This is a genomic window from Terrabacter sp. P2_E3 (assembly GCF_056403915.1).
Genome location: NZ_JBFUEN010000008.1, coordinates 121,235 through 136,614 on the forward strand (window position 1 = coordinate 121,235; position 15,380 = coordinate 136,614).

14 protein-coding genes are annotated in these 15,380 nt (G+C 73.0%); 3 read left to right on the top strand and 11 right to left on the bottom strand.

Annotated features, from left to right (window positions below):
* Window positions 1-139: 139 nt before the first annotated feature.
* Window positions 140-757 carry a LysE family transporter gene (locus AC1DW8_RS11905; RefSeq protein ID WP_056773467.1) on the top strand — a complete coding sequence of 206 codons (618 nt, stop codon included), beginning with the start codon at window positions 140-142 and terminating at the stop codon, window positions 755-757.
* 17 nt (window positions 758-774) lie between these two features.
* Here the strand turns inward: AC1DW8_RS11905 and AC1DW8_RS11910 are convergent, their stop codons facing one another.
* The 9 genes from AC1DW8_RS11910 to AC1DW8_RS11950 all read right to left on the bottom strand — a co-directional run bounded on the left by AC1DW8_RS11910 (window position 775) and on the right by AC1DW8_RS11950 (window position 9,607).
* On the bottom strand, window positions 775-1,395 hold the full coding sequence (locus AC1DW8_RS11910) for a hypothetical protein (RefSeq protein WP_056773470.1): 621 nt from the start codon (window positions 1,393-1,395) through the stop codon (window positions 775-777).
* Window positions 1,396-1,605: 210 nt separating this feature from the next.
* Entirely contained in the window at window positions 1,606-2,943 is a 1,338-nt protein-coding gene (hemL, locus tag AC1DW8_RS11915) for a glutamate-1-semialdehyde 2,1-aminomutase (RefSeq protein ID WP_056826405.1), read from the bottom strand.
* A gap of 44 nt (window positions 2,944-2,987) precedes the next feature.
* Window positions 2,988-3,473: a MarR family winged helix-turn-helix transcriptional regulator gene (locus tag AC1DW8_RS11920; protein WP_056773476.1), complete on the bottom strand. Its 486-nt coding sequence runs from the start codon at window positions 3,471-3,473 to the stop codon at window positions 2,988-2,990.
* A 35-nt stretch (window positions 3,474-3,508) separates the two neighbouring features.
* Window positions 3,509-4,474, bottom strand: a complete 966-nt coding sequence (gene hemB, locus AC1DW8_RS11925; protein WP_056773478.1) for a porphobilinogen synthase — start codon at window positions 4,472-4,474, stop codon at window positions 3,509-3,511.
* 13 nt (window positions 4,475-4,487) lie between these two features.
* On the bottom strand, window positions 4,488-6,137 hold the full coding sequence (locus AC1DW8_RS11930) for a bifunctional uroporphyrinogen-III C-methyltransferase/uroporphyrinogen-III synthase (RefSeq protein ID WP_056826406.1): 1,650 nt from the start codon (window positions 6,135-6,137) through the stop codon (window positions 4,488-4,490).
* On the bottom strand, window positions 6,134-7,102 hold the full coding sequence (gene hemC, locus AC1DW8_RS11935; protein ID WP_056773483.1) for a hydroxymethylbilane synthase: 969 nt from the start codon (window positions 7,100-7,102) through the stop codon (window positions 6,134-6,136). Before hemC ends, AC1DW8_RS11930 begins: the two co-directional genes overlap by 4 nt.
* The gene (gene hemA / locus AC1DW8_RS11940; protein WP_056773485.1) at window positions 7,099-8,481 is read right to left on the bottom strand and encodes a glutamyl-tRNA reductase; all 1,383 of its coding nucleotides are present in this window, start codon (window positions 8,479-8,481) and stop codon (window positions 7,099-7,101) included. The genes hemC and hemA overlap by 4 nt, the downstream gene beginning before the upstream one ends.
* Window positions 8,478-9,161: a redox-sensing transcriptional repressor Rex gene (locus AC1DW8_RS11945; protein WP_020145048.1), complete on the bottom strand. Its 684-nt coding sequence runs from the start codon at window positions 9,159-9,161 to the stop codon at window positions 8,478-8,480. The genes hemA and AC1DW8_RS11945 overlap by 4 nt, the downstream gene beginning before the upstream one ends.
* Window positions 9,162-9,304: 143 nt before the next feature.
* A complete protein-coding gene (locus AC1DW8_RS11950; RefSeq protein ID WP_478094327.1) occupies window positions 9,305-9,607 on the bottom strand; it encodes a glutaredoxin family protein in 303 nt (100 codons plus the stop codon).
* A gap of 165 nt (window positions 9,608-9,772) precedes the next feature.
* Between AC1DW8_RS11950 and AC1DW8_RS11955 the strand changes: the two genes are divergently transcribed.
* A complete protein-coding gene (locus AC1DW8_RS11955) occupies window positions 9,773-10,528 on the top strand; it encodes an RNA polymerase sigma factor (protein WP_478094209.1) in 756 nt (251 codons plus the stop codon).
* 347 nt (window positions 10,529-10,875) lie between these two features.
* Window positions 10,876-12,192, top strand: coding sequence for a DUF5667 domain-containing protein (locus AC1DW8_RS11960; RefSeq protein WP_478094211.1), 1,317 nt, complete (start codon window positions 10,876-10,878; stop codon window positions 12,190-12,192).
* Between the two features lie 62 nt (window positions 12,193-12,254).
* Here AC1DW8_RS11960 and AC1DW8_RS11965 read toward each other — a convergent pair whose 3' ends face one another.
* Both AC1DW8_RS11965 and AC1DW8_RS11970 read right to left on the bottom strand, forming a co-directional pair.
* Window positions 12,255-14,090: a 1-acyl-sn-glycerol-3-phosphate acyltransferase gene (locus AC1DW8_RS11965; protein WP_478094213.1), complete on the bottom strand. Its 1,836-nt coding sequence runs from the start codon at window positions 14,088-14,090 to the stop codon at window positions 12,255-12,257.
* A complete protein-coding gene (locus tag AC1DW8_RS11970; RefSeq protein ID WP_056826649.1) occupies window positions 14,087-15,133 on the bottom strand; it encodes an NAD-dependent epimerase/dehydratase family protein in 1,047 nt (348 codons plus the stop codon). The genes AC1DW8_RS11965 and AC1DW8_RS11970 overlap by 4 nt, the downstream gene beginning before the upstream one ends.
* Between the last annotated feature and the right edge of the window lie 247 nt (window positions 15,134-15,380).

Here is a 15,380-nt window from a genome sequence, read left to right on the forward strand (position 1 = left end):
GCAGCGACACTGAGCGGTGCCCCGCTGACATGGCCCCACGCGTACGCCGTCGGTGGCGGTCCCCGACACCGGTGGCCGAGGTCACGCCGTCCGTGGGACGACCGGCGCCACGGACGGGGGCCGACCTACACTCCGTGACGTGTCGTGGTCACTCTGGCTGACGCTCGTCGCGACGGGCGCGCTCATCTCCTTCACCCCCGGGGCCGGCGCCGTCAACACGATGGCCAACTCGCTCGGGTCCGGCTGGACCCGCTCGATCTGGGGCATCCTCGGCCAGCAGGTCGCGCTGCTCGCGCACATCGCCGTCGTGGCCGCCGGCGTCGGCGTCCTCGTCGCGGGCTCACCGGTGCTCTTCAACCTCATCCGGTATGCCGGCGCCGCCTACCTCGTCTACCTCGGGATCCGCCAGTTCCGGTCGCGCGCCGCGGCGGCACGGGTGGGTGAGGTGCAGCGGGAGCCGGCGTGGTCGATGTTCCGCCGCGGTCTGCTCGTCAACCTCACCAACCCGAAGGCCGTCGTCTTCTTCCTCGCGTTCACGCCGCAGTTCATCCGGCCGGAGCAGCCCCTGCTGCCGCAGTACGCCGTGCTCGCCGCGACGGTGATCGCCATCGACGTCATCGTCATGTGGTTCTTCTTCGCCGCGGCGGCACGCGGGCTGGGGCGGCTGACCCAGCGCGAGTCGGGCCAGCGCACGCTCAACCGCGTCTTCGGCGGGCTCTTCGTCGGCGTCGGGGTGCTCCTCGCCGCCGTCCACTAGCGCCCGGACGACCGGCGTCAGACGAGTTCGGGCACGTCGAGGTGCGCGATGGCGAGGGAGAACTCGCCGATCTGGGTGATCCTCATGCCGGTCTCCTGCACGAGGTCGGCCCGCAGGCCCATCGCCGCGTTGCGGGTCGCCATCATCGCCTGCGGTGAGTCGTACGTCGCGGTGACGCACGTCCGTCCCGCGGCCCGGTCGACGAAGAGGCTGGCGCTGCAGAAGCCCTCGAGCTGCTCGACCCGCGGCATGATGCCCATCCGGAAGGCGTCGAGCATCCGGTCGACCATGGCCGGGTCGCCGTCGGTCCACGTCACCCGGGCGGCGCAGCCGTCGGCCACGCGGTGGTCACGGTGGAGGTAGGCGATCTCCCACTCCTCGACGGTGGCCTCACCGCCGAGCAGGTCGGCCGCCTGCCGTCGGAGCGGGACGACGGTGTCGGCGGTGGCGCGCATCGCGGCATCGTCACGCCAGGCCGTCGTGACGATGCACTGGCCGCTGATGCGGTCGGCGACCATGGACAGGCCCACGCAGCCGTCCATCGCCCTGACCTGCGGCATCACCACGTCCTGCACGTGTGCGATGCCGCTCTCGATCATGCCGGGACGGCCCAGGACCGTCGTGGAGCGTGCGTGCACGACCCCACCTCCCTCGGTCGGGGCGGCACCCCGACGGCGCCGCCGTCACCGACCAGCGTCCTCCTCGTGGGTCGAGCCCACAATCCCCGCTTGCCGTATGCCGTGTCGCCCGGTCCCCACGCCCGTTCGAGGTGATCGCGGGCTGGCCCGTGGCGGCCGCGATCACCTCGAACCGGGGTCGCGCGAGGCGCCGGGTCGGCGGTCCGCAGGTCAGTCCGAGGTCGCGGCGGCCCGCGCTGCGGCCGGTAGGGCCGCGAGCACGTGGTCGACGGCCTCGTCGTCGTGCGAGGCCGAGACGAACCACGACTCGAAGGCGCTCGGCGGGAGGTGCACGCCCTGGCTCAGCATCGAGTGGAAGAACCGGCGGAAGGCGTCGCTGTCCTGGTCCCTGGCGTCGTCGTAGTTGGCGACGGCCCCGTCGCGGAAGAAGACCGAGAACATCGAGCCGGCCCACTGGATCCTGTGCGGCACCGAGGCCGCGGAGAGCTCGCTCGCGACGGCGTCGGCGATCGCGTGCGAGACGACGTCGAGGCGCTCGTACACGGCAGGCGTGCAGCCCTGGAGCGTCGCGAGGCCGGCAGCGGAGGCGACGGGGTTACCGGACAGCGTGCCGGCCTGGTAGACGGGCCCCTGCGGGGCGAGGAGCGCCATGACGTCGGCACGACCGCCGAAGGCCGCGGTCGGGAAGCCGCCGCCCATCACCTTGCCGAAGGTGAAGAGGTCGGGCGCCCCTGCGGCATAGGGTCCCTCGAGGCCGTAGAAGCCTGACGCGCTGCACCGGAAGCCCGTCATCACCTCGTCGGAGACGAGGAGGGCGCCGTGCGCCCTGGTGACGCGGAGCAGTGCCTCGGTGAAGCCGGGAGCCGGCGGGACGACGCCCATGTTGCCGGCCGCGGCCTCCGTGATGACGGCGGCGATCTCGTGGCCGCGCTCGGCGAACGCGGCCTCGAGGGCCGGGACGTCGTTGTAGGGCAAGACGATCGTCTCGCCGGCGCTCGAGCGCGGCACACCGGCGGAGTCGGGGAGGGCGAAGGTCGCGACACCCGAGCCCGCCGAGGCGAGGAGGGCGTCGACGTGACCGTGGTAGCAGCCGGCGAACTTGACGATGACGTCGCGGCCGGTGAAGCCGCGGGCGAGGCGGATGGCCGACATCGTCGCCTCGGTGCCGGAGTTGACGAGGCGCACCTGCTCGACGGGCTCGACCCGCCGGACGATCTCCTCGGCGAGGCGCACCTCGTTCTCGCTGGGCGTGCCGAACGAGAAGCCGTGAGCGGCCGCCTCGGTCACGGCGGCGAGGACGTCGGGATGCGCGTGGCCGAGGATCATCGGGCCCCACGAGCAGATCAGGTCGACGTAGCGCTTGCCGTCGACGTCGGTCAGCCACGGACCGGTCCCGCTCGCCATGAAGCGCGGCGTGCCGCCGACCGCCCGGAAGGCGCGCACCGGCGAGTTGACCCCACCGGGGATCACCTCGCTGGCCCGTGCCAGGAGCGCGGCGGACGCCGGGGCGTCGGTGGTCGTCTGGACGGTGACGGGCTGCGAGCTCATGCACCCAGTCTCTCAACCGATGCTGGGTGCGCCCCGCCGGGTCGTCAGTGGCCGCTCGTGCCGTTCGGGTCGAGGTGGTCACGCACGATGGCCATGGCGTCGCCGATCGCCGTGAACTGCGTCGCCGTCATGATGTCGACGAGGTTGGCGCGCACGCTCTGCACGTGGACGCGCGCGATGTCGCCGACCGCAGCCAGACCACCGGTCGTCAGGACGAGCTCGACGCCGCGCTTGTCGTCGGAACACTGCTCGCGCGTCACCCAGCCGCGGTCCTCGAGCCGCTTCGCCGTGTGCGTCAGCCGGCTGCGCGACTGGACGACCATGGCCGCGAGCTCGGACATCCGGAGCCGGTGGTTCGGGCTCTCGGAGAGCATCGAGATGATCTCGTACTCGCTCAGCTGCAACCCGGCGTCGCCGAGCGCGTCGTCGAGCGCGCGCTCGAGCAGCCTCGTGCCGCGCAGGATGGCCCGCCACGACGCCTGCTCGGCGTCACTGAGCCACCGCACGCCGTCATCCCCTGTACCTGACATGTCAACCTCCTGCGATTGCACAGATGGTAGTGGTGTCAGGCGGTCCATTCGGCCACGTCGAGCGCGAAGTACGTCAGCACGACCTGCGCACCGGCGCGGCGGATCGAGGTGAGGGACTCGATCGCGGCGCTCCGGAGGTCGATCCAGCCGTTGGCCGCGGCCGCGTGGATCATGGAGTACTCGCCCGACACCTGGTAGGCCACGACCGGCACCGACGCCCGCTCGGCAGCGGCCGCGACGACGTCGAGGTAGGACATCGCCGGCTTGACCATGACCATGTCGGCGCCCTCGGCGATGTCGAGGTCGATCTCGCGGAGGGACTCCACGATGTTGGCCGGGTCCTGCTGGTAGGTGCGGCGGTCGCCCTGCAGGCTCGACTGGACGGCCTCGCGGAAGGGCCCGAAGAAGGCCGAGGCGTACTTGGCGGAGTAGGCGAGGATCACGGTGTCGGTGAGGCCTTCGGCGTCGAGCGCCTCGCGGATGACGGCGACCTGCCCGTCCATCATCCCGGAGGGCGCCACGACGTGGGCGCCCGCGCGAGCCTGCGCGACGGCCATCTCGGCGTAGAGGAGGTTGGTGGCGTCGTTGTCGACGCGACCGTGCTCGTCGAGCACGCCGCAGTGCCCGTGGTCGGTGAACTCGTCGAGGCACGTGTCGGCCATGACGACGAGGTCGTCACCGACGGCGTCGCGGACGGCACGCAGGGCGACGTTGAGGATGCCGTCGGGGTCGACGGCGCCCGAGCCGGTCGCGTCCTTCTCCTGCGGCACCCCGAAGAGCATGATCCCGCCGAGTCCGGCCGCGACGCAGCGGTGGGCGACCTCGACGACGCTCTCGAGCGTGTGCTGGTCGACGCCCGGCATGCTCGTGATCGGGCGCGGCTCCGTCAGGCCCTCGCCGACGAAGACGGGCAGCACGAGGTCACGCGGGTGCAGCCGGGTCTCGGCGACGAGGGATCGCAGGACGGGGGTCTGGCGCAGGCGGCGGGGACGTTCGATCATCCGGGACCTCGTCTCAGCGGGCGCGGCGGCGCGAGGCCGGACGCTTGTCGCTGGGACGCTGCACCGACTGGCCCGCCTCGGCCGCCGCGACGGCGAGCCCGACGCCGTGGCCGGCGAGCGCGTCGACGAGGCTGAGGGCCGAGGCCTCGGGCGCGAGGACGTCGACCCGGAGGCCGTGCTCCTGCGCCGTCTTGGCCGTGGCAGGCCCGATGCATGCGACGACCGTTGCGGCGTGGGGCTTTCCGGCGATGCCGACGAGGTTGCGCACGGTCGAGCTCGACGTGAAGAGCACGGCGTCGTAGTCGCCGCCCTTGATGGCGTCGCGGATCGACGCGGCCGGCGGGGCGGCGCGGACCGTCCGGTAGGCCGTGACGTCGTCGACCTCCCAGCCCATGTCGCGCAGGCCGGCGACGAGCGTCTCGGTCGCGATGTCGGCGCGGGGCAGCAGCACGCGGTTGATCGGGTCGAGGACCTCGTCGAACTCCGGCCACGACTCGAGCAGCCCGGCAGCGGACTGCTCGCCCGCGGGCACGAGGTCGGGGTTGATGCCCCACTCGCGGAGAGCGGCGGCGGTGACGCCACCGACCGCGGCGACCTTGAGGCCCGCGAAGGCCCGGGCGTCGAGCCCGAACTCCTCGAAGCGCTCGCGCACGGCGCGCACGGCGTTGACCGAGGTGAAGCCGACCCACTCGTAGCGTCCGGTGACGAGGCCCTTGACGGCCTTCTCCATCTGCTGCGGCGTGCGCGGCGGCTCGACGGAGATGGTCGGCACGACGTCGGCCGTCGCGCCGTAGCCGGCGAGCCGGTCGACCATCGAGCCGGCCTGGGCCTGGGTGCGCGGCACGAGCACCTTCCAGCCGAAGAGCGGCTTGGACTCGAACCACGAGAACTCGTCACGCAGCCCGACGTTGGGAGACACGACGGCGAGCGACACCTGCAGCGGCTCCTTGCCACCGAAGATCCCGTCGGCGTCGCCGAGGGTCGTCGCGACGGAGGACTGGCGCACGGTGGTGCCGTATGCCGTCAGCGCCACGAGGGCGTCCGCCGGACGTCCTGCAGCGCGCAGCGCAGCGAGGGCGGCCCGGATGCCCTCGGTGCCGCCGAGCAGCACGAGGGTGTCGGTGTCGGCCGCGTAGGCGGACCAGTCGACGCCGGAGCGGTCGACGCCGACGACGTGGACGGCCCCGGTCGACTTCGAGGTCAGGGGCACTCCGGCATACGTGGGCCCGGCGGTGAGCGCCGACACCCCCGGCACGACGTCGTAGGTGATGCCGGCCTTGCGGCAGGCACGCACCTCCTCGACGAGGCCGTTGAAGGTCGCGGGGTCACCGTCCATGAGGCGCACGACGAGACCGCCGGGGGCGACCGACTTCGCGGCCTTGACGACGAGCTTGGCGCGCACCGCGTGGGTGAGCTCCTGGCCCTGCTCGCCGTGGCCGGCGTCGATGATCTCGACGTCGGGGCGGGCGTGCTCGAGCACGACGTCGTCGCGGGCGATCCGGTCGAGGATCACGACGTCGGCGGCGGCGAGCAGGTCGCGGCCGCGCAGCGTCATGAGGCCGGGATCGCCCGGTCCGGAGCCGACGAAGGCGACACACGCCGGCGTCGTCGCGTGGGTGGGAGTCGAGTCCGTCTGCTCTGACGGCTGGCGGGAAGGAGTCACGAAACTTGCTCCGGTTGGTGTGGGGCGTGGTCTGGGACAGGTCCAGCTGACGTGGCGACCTGGAGGTCGGCGGCGCCGTCCTCCAGCAGGATCCGGGCGAGGCGCGAGCCGAGAACCACCGGCTCGTCGTAGGGCCCGACGAGCGAGCGGCGCAGCGGGGCGGTGCCGTCCTCCGCGCCGGCGAAGGCACGCAGCGACAGCTCGAGGCCGTCGTCGCCCTCGACGACCTCGGCGAGCGCCCCGACGGGTGCGGTGCAACCGGCCTCGAGCGTCGCGAGCAGCGAGCGCTCGGCCTCGACGCAGGCTCGCGTGTCGGGGTCGTCGAGGACGGAGACTGCGGCCACGACGTCGTCGCGGTCGGACCGGCACTCGACGGCGAGGGCGCCCTGACCCGGTGCCGGCAGCACCTGGATCGGGTCGATGACCTCGGTGGCCTCGTCGAGACGGCCGAGCCGGGCGAGACCGGCGCGCGCCAGCACGACGGCGTCGAGCGCACCCGAGGAGACGAATCCGATTCTGGTGTCGACGTTTCCGCGGATCGGCCGGATCTCGATGCCGAGCCCGAGCGCCGCGATCTGTGCCGTGCGACGCGGCGAGCCGGTGCCGACGACGGAACCGGCGGGCAGCTCGCCGAGCGTCAGCCCGTCGCGCGCCACGAGCACGTCGCGGCTGTCCTCGCGCACCGGCACGGCGGCGACGACGAGACCCGGCTCGGGCGCCGTCGGGAGGTCCTTGAGCGAGTGCACGGCGACGTCGATGCGACCGTCGAGCAGGGCTCGTCGGATGGCCGCGGCGAAGACGCCGGTGCCACCGATCGCGGTGAGCAGCTCGCCCGAGACGTCGCCCTCGGTCGTGATCTCGACGAGCTCGACCTCGTGGCCGGCCTCGCGGAGGCGGTCGGCCACCCACCCGGACTGGGTGGTGGCGAGGGCCGATCGGCGCGTGCCGAGACGCAGGGCGGTCATGGCTGGGCCCGCTTCGGCGGCGTGGACACGTTGGCGACGTCCTTGGGCTCGAGGTCGAAGAGCTCGCGCAGGGCGGCGGCGTAGTCGTCGCCGCTGCCTTCCATCGCGAACTCCTTGACCCGCATGGTCGGCGTGTGGAGCAACTTCTCGACGATGCGGTGCACGGCGAGGCCGACCTCGGCACGGGTGGCCTCGTCGAGGCCGGGCAGCCGCTGGTCGAGCCGCTCCATCTCGGTCGCGACGAGGGCGGCGGCACGCGCGCGCAGCGCGGCGACGGTGGGCGCCACGGACTTCTCCATGCGGCGCGTCAGGTAGTCGGCGACCTCACCGGTGACGAGCTCGCGCACGCGGACGACCTGGGTCGTGTCGGCGCGGCCCTCGAGCAGGAGTCCCAGCGACTGGAGGTCGACGAGCGAGACGCCCGGGACGGCGTGCGGCCAGGAGACGACGGGCTCGACGTCGCGCGGGAGGGCCAGGTCGACGACGACCTGGGGTCGACCCCCGCGGCGGCTCGCGCTCGCGGCCAGCATGTCGGCCGTGATGACGTGGCCGACCGCCCCGGTGCACGTGACGACGAGGTCGCTCTCGGCGAGGACGTCGGTCAGGTCGTCCCAGGGACGGGCCACGCCGGACGTCGTGGCCGCGAGGCGCTCGGCACGCTCGGGCGTGCGGTTGACGATGGTGAGGGACCCGATGCCCTGGCGGCGGACGGTCGCGGCGGCGAGGCCGCTCATGCCACCGGCCCCGACGACCGCGGCGGCGACATCCTCGAGCGGGCCGAGGACCGCGGCCGCCTCCTCGAGCGCGATCTGCACGAGCGAGACGCTGTGCTGGTCGATGTCGGTCTCGGTGTGGGCGCGCTTGCCGACGCGCAGGGCGCCCTGGAAGAGCGCGTTGAGCGACTCCCCCACCTGACCCCGGCTCTGGGCCCCGGCGAGCGAGTCGCGCATCTGGCCGAGGATCTGGGCCTCGCCGACGGCCATCGAGTCGAGCCCGCAGGCGACGGTGAAGGCGTGGGCGACGGCGGCGTCGTCGTAGCGCACGTAGAGGTGGTCGGCGAGGGCCTCGGCACGGTCGGCGAGGGCGTCGGCCGGGTCGCCCGGCGGCAGGTCGGCGACGCGGCGCGCCCCCTCGGGCTCCTCGACCCCGGCAGCGAGGGCGAGCGCCTCACCGATGGCGGCGACGGCGGGGTGGAAGGCCGGCACCGACGCGTAGACCTCGAGGCGGTTGCACGTGGAGAGCACGACGGCCTCGGTGGCCGTGGCCGAGCTGAGCACGGAGGCGGCGATGGCCTCGGCACGGCCGGGACGCTCCGAGAGCGCCTCGAGCACCGACAGCGGGGCGGTGTGGTGGGACAGGCCGATGACGAGAAGGCTCATGGGGCGGCCACCGCCGACCGGAGGTCACCCGCGGCCAGCGACTTGCGCTGGGCGTGGAAGGCGAGGATCTGCAGCTCGGTCGAGAGGTCGACCCGGCGTACGTCCACACCGCTCGGGACGGAGAGCACCGCGGGCGCGAAGTTGAGGATCGAGCTGATGCCCGCGCCGACGAGGGCGTCGCAGACGGCCTGGGCGGCGGGGGCCGGCGTCGCGATGACGCCGATGGCGATGGGATCGACGGCGTGGTGCTCGGTGAGCTCGGCGAGCGGGCGGATCGCCACCCCGACGATCTTCTCGTCGGCGAGCGCGGGGTCGTCGTCGTAGAGACCGACGATGCGGAAGCCCTTGGTGACGAAGCCGGAGTAGGAGGCGAGCGCGTGCCCGAGGTTGCCCATCCCGACGATGGCGACGGGCCAGTCCTCGGTCAGACCGAGGGCGCGGGAGATCTCGAGGGCGAGCGTCTCGACGTCGTAGCCCACGCCGCGGACACCGTAGGAGCCGAGGTGGCTGAGGTCCTTGCGCAGCTGCGCCGAGCGCACTCCGACCTCGGCCGCGAGCTCTTCCGACGAGACCGACAGGACGCCGTCCTCAGCGAGGCGCGAGAGCGTTCGGAGGTACTCGGGAAGCCGCGCGACGGTTGCGTCGGGGATCTCGCGACGCAGTGCTGGGTCGGCGGACACTCTTGCTCACCGGCTCCTCTCGAACGAGGCGTTCTCCCACACGTGGAGCACGTGGGGACCCGATCAGGCTAGACGTTTGTGAACCCATGCACAAAGTTGACTTCGACGGCCTACCACGGCATGGGATGCGCCGGTGAGGCAGGTCACCGGAGCGCGGCGCGCAGGCGTGCCTCGTCGACCCGCCAGAAGTCGTGGCGCCGCCCGTCGACGAACGTCACGGGGATCTGCTCGGCATAACGCCGCAGCAGCTCCGGGTCGTCGTCGACGGACTGCTCCTGCCAGGCCACGCCGAGCTCGCCGGTCACCCGCTCGACGACGGCGCGCGCCTCGTCGCACAGGTGGCATCCGGCGCGCCCGAGGAGGACGACCCGCGGTGGGACCCCGGCAGCCGGGACAGCGGGAGGGTCTGGAGCGTCGAGGGGATGCTCGCTCGTCATGCCGACCACTGTAGGCACGCTCACGGCGCCGCACGTCGGGTGCACCACAAAACGTCGTCGGGGTCCCATCCGCGGGCGCATTCCGACAGACTGTCCACAATGCGCGCGAACAGGACGTCGGGTCGCCGGCCCCCACCTGTCCTCGCACCGGGAACGACCCCGGGGCGGGCGTCGATGACGCCTGCCTGCCCGGCACTGCCGGGCACGGTCCCGGCGATCCTCGCGCCCACGGCATACGCCCCGCCGACGTGGCGCTCGGCGCTCGACGCCATCTGGTCGGCCCTGGCCGATGCAGGCGCCGAGGGTGGCGGACTGACCCGCACCTCCCCGGGCTCCCGCGGCTCTGCCGGGTGGCGGCGGCACCCGGAGCGCGACGCCGACGAGCAGGCCCGCATCGCGGCCCTCGTCGAGCTCGCCCAGGGCGGCGACAAGGAGGCGTTCGCCCAGCTCTACGACGTCTACGTCGACACGGTCTTCCGCTACGTGCTCGTCCGGGTCGCCAACCGCGCGCTCGCCGAGGACCTCACGTCCGAGACCTTCCTCCGGGCGATGCGCCGGATCGACTCGTTCACGTGGCAGGGCAAGGACATCGCGGCGTGGTTCGTCACCATCGCGCGCAACCTCATCGCCGACCACGTGAAGTCGGCGAAGTTCCGGTTCGAGGTGGCGACAGCCGACATGCGTGACGCCGACGAGCGGGTCGACGCCCCCGACACCGAGGTGCTGACCCGGCTGCGCGACGAGCGCCTCGTCTCGGCGATCAAGGAGCTCGGCTCCGACCAGGCCGAGTGCATCACCCTGCGCTTTCTCCAGGGACTCAGCCTCGCCGACACCGCGAAGATCCTCGACAAGTCCGAGGGGGCCGTCAAGCAGCTCCAGCTGCGCGCCACCCGGGCGCTGCGCAAGGCCCTCGAAGGAGCCGAGCTGTGATCCGCGTAACCCCACCGGTCCCCTCGTCGTTCTCATGGCGTAGGGACGGTGCGTGTGGGCCCGGACCGACGCTCGGCGCGCTGACCGGCGCGACCGTGGAACGTGTGAACGCAGGCGGCGGGGTGGCAGCGATGGCGGTGCTCCGGCCCCTGACGAACGACCCGCACCACCCACCCCTCGCCGCACCACGTGTCGTATGCCGTGCCGTGTCGTCCCAGCCGGGGCCGCCGGGTCGGGCGAGGGCACCCGGCACGCCCTGACGGGACGACCGACGAGCGGGACCAGCAAGCACGACCAGCCAGCACACCAGCACGACGAACCAGACGGACTCGAGACGGAGGAGGGACATGGACCTCGGTGCGAACGCCGATGGCGAGCTCCTCCAGCGCGCCCTCGAGGGCGAGCAGGTCTCCGAGCCCGGCATCCTCGAGCTCGTCGCGGTGCTGCACGTCGTGCAGGCCGTCGACCAGGCCGGCCTGGCGCCGCGGGCCGAGTTCGTCTCCGACCTGCGCGCCCGACTGCTGGCCGACGACGCCACCGCGGTCACTCCCCTCGTCCCCCTCGCACCCGCAGACCCGGTCGACGGCGACGAGGACGGACCCGCCCGAGCCGACGCCGCCGACGCCGCCGACGACGGTCCGCGCGACGGCGGCACCGTGTCGATCCTCCGCGTGGCGGCGCGACCGCTGAAGTTCATCGCCGCCGCGGCCGCCAGCATCCTCGTCATCGGCGGCGCCCTCGGCTTCGCGTCCCGCTCGGCCGTGCCCGGCGACGCGCTCTACGGCGTCAAGCAGCTGCTCGACCGGGCCGCCGTCCAGCTGGCGGGCTCCCGCTACGACGAGGGCCTGACCTACCTCGCCCAGGCGCAGGAGCACATCGCCGATGCCCGCGACCTCATCGACGGAGGCTCGCCGTCGACGCACGACCTCGACACGGCCTACGACGCCGCGACGGACGCGACCGGCCGCGCCCAGACCATCCTCATGGAGGTCTACCGCACCGAGCACCGCGCTGACGCGCTGACCGAGCTGGCCGACTTCTACACCCGCGCCATCCCGCAGGTCGACGCGATGCGAGCCCGGGTGCCCGCCGGCTCGCTCGCGTCCTGGCAGCGTCTGCGGGACCTGCTCGGCGCGGGCCAGGTGGCCACCCTGAGGGAGCTGGCCGCCTGCGGCGTGTGCGGCGACCGAGCCACCCAGGCCCGACAGGCCCTGGCACGACTGCCCGGTGCGGTCCGGCCCAGCAGCCCGGTGAGCGGCACGTCCGCCCCGGGCACCGCGCCATCTCGACCCGGGGCCACGACGACCCCACGGCCCACCGGCTCGGCACCGCGGCCCCCGGTGGTCTCGGTGCCCGTCCCGGGCGGCGTGCCGGTGCCCGGCGTCTCCGTGCCCGGCGTCACCGTCACCGGCGGCGTCACCCTCCCCGGCGGCACGATCAACCTGCCCGGCGTCGGGGTCACGAGCTCGTCCGTGGGTGTCGGTGGCGGCGGCGTCACGCTCCCCGGTGCCACGGTCAGCCTGCCGGGGGTGGGCGTCACGTCCTCGACGATCAGGGTCGGCGGCGGTGGCGTCACGCTGCCCGGCGCGACGATCCCGCTGCCGTCGGTGACCCTCGGCGCCCCCACGGTGCCGGTGCCGCTACCGACGAAGATCCTGCCCTGAACTGAACGCGTGTCGGTCTCCTCGCGGTTCCGTCGCGACCGGCGGTCACGGGCGGGCGCCGGTCAGAGGAAGACGGACTTGCGCTGCATGAGCAGGCTGTAGAGCGTCTGCTGGATCGTCTCGCGCACCTGGTCGGTGAGGTCGAAGACGAGCATGGGGTCGTCGGCGGCGTCGGGCCCGAAGCTCGTGGTCTCGATGGGCGGCCCGAACTCGATGAGCCACTTGCTCGGCAGCGGCACCATGCCGAGGGGGCCGAGCAGCGGGAACGTCGGCGTGATCGGGGCGTAGGGCAGCCCGAGCAACCGGGCGACGGCGGGCATGTTGCCGAGGATCGGGTAGATCTCCTCGGCCCCCACGATCGACACCGGCACGATCGGCACGCCGGCGCGCAGGGCGGCCGAGACGAACCCACCGCGGCCGAAGCGCTGCAGCTTGTAGCGCTCGCTGAACGGCTTGCCGACACCCTTGAAGCCCTCGGGCCAGACGCCGACGAGGGCGCCGCTGCTGAGGAGGCGCTCGGCGTCGGAGTTGGCCGCAAGGGTCGTGCCCGAGCGCCGGGCCATGGTGCCGATGAAGGGCATCTGGAAGACGAGGTCGGCGCCGAGCATCCGCAGGTGCCGGTTGCGTGGGTGCTCGTCGTAGACGGCCACCTGCGTCATGAGGGAGTCCATCGCGATGGTGCCGGAGTGGTTGCCGACGACGAGGGCTCCGCCGACGTCGGGGATGTTCTCGATGCCGCGCACCTCGACCCGGAACCACGAGCGGTAGAGCGGGCGCAGCAGCGGCAGGTGGACGTTGACGGTGTAGTCCTCGTCGAAGCCGAACTCGTCGACGACGTAGTCGCCCGTGAGCCGGCGCCGGAGGTAGGCGAGGGCCTCGGCGACCTGGCGCTCGACCTCCTCGGCGGGCACCCCGGCCGAGGTGGCGGCGGCGCGCAGCACGTTGACGGCGAGCTCGACGAGCTCGGCCGGGCCCGGGCGGGACTCCGAGCTGAGCTCGGCCCCGTCGAGCACCGCGCCGACGAGCTTCTCGGCCCGCGACTGCAGCCCCGACGTCAGCGCGTGCTCCCAGCCGCCTCCGTCTCCAGCGGGCGTATGCCGTGTCTCCGGCTCGGTCTCGGGGCGGACGCCGCGCTGGGCGACCTCCTCGACCGGCGGGACGGCACGCAGCCGGGCAGGCTCGCCCGCGCCCGCGCGACGGGGCGAACGCATCGACGCGCGGCTCGGCCTGGTCCGTGGCGGTGTCGGCTCGGCCGGAAGGGTGTCGGCGGGGTCCCCGGGCTCGGTGATGTCGGCGACCTCGAAGGCTTCGTCGGGCTCGGCGGACTCGAAGGCTTCGGCGGGTCCGGCGGCGTCACCCCCGTCGCTCGGGACCTCGTCGCGCGCGGACCGGCTCGACGGCGTCCGGACGGGGCGGGACTCGGGCTCGGTCGGGCCCTCGGTCACCGCTGCCTCGATGAGGTCGTCGGCGACGGTGTCGGCGCCCGCGCCGGTCGCGAGGCGTCGCGCGGCGCTCACCTCGACCGGCGCCGTGGGGATGAGGGGCGTCCCCGCGCGGCGCCGACGCTCGCCCGAGGCACGGGCCGCTCCGGCCGCGAAGGCTCCCCGGGCCGGGCGGCCCGAGGTCGCGACAGGCCTCTCGCTCGTGACCGTGGCCGGCTCGGCCTTCGTGGCCGGCGCGGTCCTCTTCGCCGTCTTCGGGGCCTTCGGGGTCTTAGGCGTCTTCGCCTTGGCCGGCTTCGCCGACTTCGTCCCCGTCGGCTTCGTCCCCGTCGGCTTCGTCCCCGTCGGCTTCTTCGATGCGCCCGTCGTGGAGGTCGACGGCGCGGCCGTGGCCTTCGTCGTCTCAGCCGCGTCGGACGTCGTCGAGTCGGCGGCCTTGCTCGGGTCGGCGCTCACGGCTGGATCCTGTCGAAGACGCGGGAGAGGGCTGCGGCGGTGCCACCGGCGGCGTCGCTGACGACCTCGCCGACACCTTCGACGCCGGGCACGGCGGGCCGCAGGTGACGCGCGTAGTCCTCGAAGGCCTCTCGGGTGGTGAAGTGCGGCTCGAACTCGAGGACGGAGCGCATCCGGGTCGTGTCGAGACCCCGGCCGAAGGCGAGGAAGGTCAGCTGGTCTGACGAGAAGTCGGCGAAGCCGCTGCGCTTGACGATGGTGCCGATGAGACCGGCGGCCGAGAGCGGCACCGGGACGACGGGGCGCCGCGCGATGGCGGTGCACTGCGTCACGGTGAGGAAACCGTCGCCGGCGACGTTGACGATCCCGGCGGGCGGTCCGGTGGTCGCGAGGATCATGGCCGCCGTGGCGTCGTCCTCGTGGATGAACTGGAAGCGGGCGTCGTAGCCCAGTGGGATCGGCACGAGTGGCAGCGAGAAGTAGTCGGTGATGGCCGTGTGGATGCTCGGTCCCACGACGTTGGCCAGGCGCAGCATCGTGATCTCGACGTCGGGCCGGCGCCGCGAGAAGCCCCGGACGTAGCCCTCGACCTCCACGGAGTCCTTGCCGAATCCCGTGCGCGGCAGGGTCTTGGGGTTCATGTCCTCGCTGAACATCGCCGGGTCGCGGGGCGAGGAGCCGTAGACGGCAGCGGACGACTTCACGACGAGTCGCGAGACCGACTCGGACTTCTGGCACGCGGCGAGCAGCTGCATCGTGCCGATGACGTTGATCTCCTTCTGCGTCACCCGACCGCCGGAGTCCTTGGGCGTCGCGATGACGTTCATGTGCACGACCGTGTCGACCTCGGCCTGCGCCATGATGCGCCCGATCATCGGGTTGCGGATGTCGGCGCGCACGAACTCGGCCCGGCCGATGGAGTGCTTGGGCGGCACGACGTCGACGCCGAGGATGCGCTCGATCGACGGATCCGTCGAGAGCCTTCGGGCGTAGAGGCCACCGAGGTAGCGGGACACCCCCGTGACCAGGACGACCTTGGCCATGGGATCCTCCTGTCGTCGGTCGGTGCGGACGTCGTGCACGGGCGCTGCTCGATCGGGCTCGAGGATGGCGCGCGCTGCGGAGGAGTTCTCGCTCCCCCGCCCTCGCAGCCTACCGAGACCCTGCTCGATCCGTACCCGGGCGTGGCACCTGATGGTCGGATGTGTCGCGGCTCTCCATCGGCGCTCCCGTCGGCCCTCGTCGAGGCTCGGTGTCCGACTGACCCCGGGAACGCGAACGACCCCCACC

Coding starts and splice junctions, on each gene's coding strand:
- AC1DW8_RS11960 (WP_478094211.1), top strand. CDS start 10,876: ATGGACCTCGGTGCGAACGCCGATGGCGAGCTCCTCCAGCGCGCCCTC.
- hemB (WP_056773478.1), bottom strand. CDS start 4,474: ATGATCGAACGTCCCCGCCGCCTGCGCCAGACCCCCGTCCTGCGATCC.
- hemC (WP_056773483.1), bottom strand. CDS start 7,102: ATGACCGCCCTGCGTCTCGGCACGCGCCGATCGGCCCTCGCCACCACC.
- hemL (WP_056826405.1), bottom strand. CDS start 2,943: ATGAGCTCGCAGCCCGTCACCGTCCAGACGACCACCGACGCCCCGGCG.
- AC1DW8_RS11970 (WP_056826649.1), bottom strand. CDS start 15,133: ATGGCCAAGGTCGTCCTGGTCACGGGGGTGTCCCGCTACCTCGGTGGC.
- AC1DW8_RS11955 (WP_478094209.1), top strand. CDS start 9,773: ATGACGCCTGCCTGCCCGGCACTGCCGGGCACGGTCCCGGCGATCCTC.
- AC1DW8_RS11920 (WP_056773476.1), bottom strand. CDS start 3,473: ATGTCAGGTACAGGGGATGACGGCGTGCGGTGGCTCAGTGACGCCGAG.
- hemA (WP_056773485.1), bottom strand. CDS start 8,481: ATGAGCCTTCTCGTCATCGGCCTGTCCCACCACACCGCCCCGCTGTCG.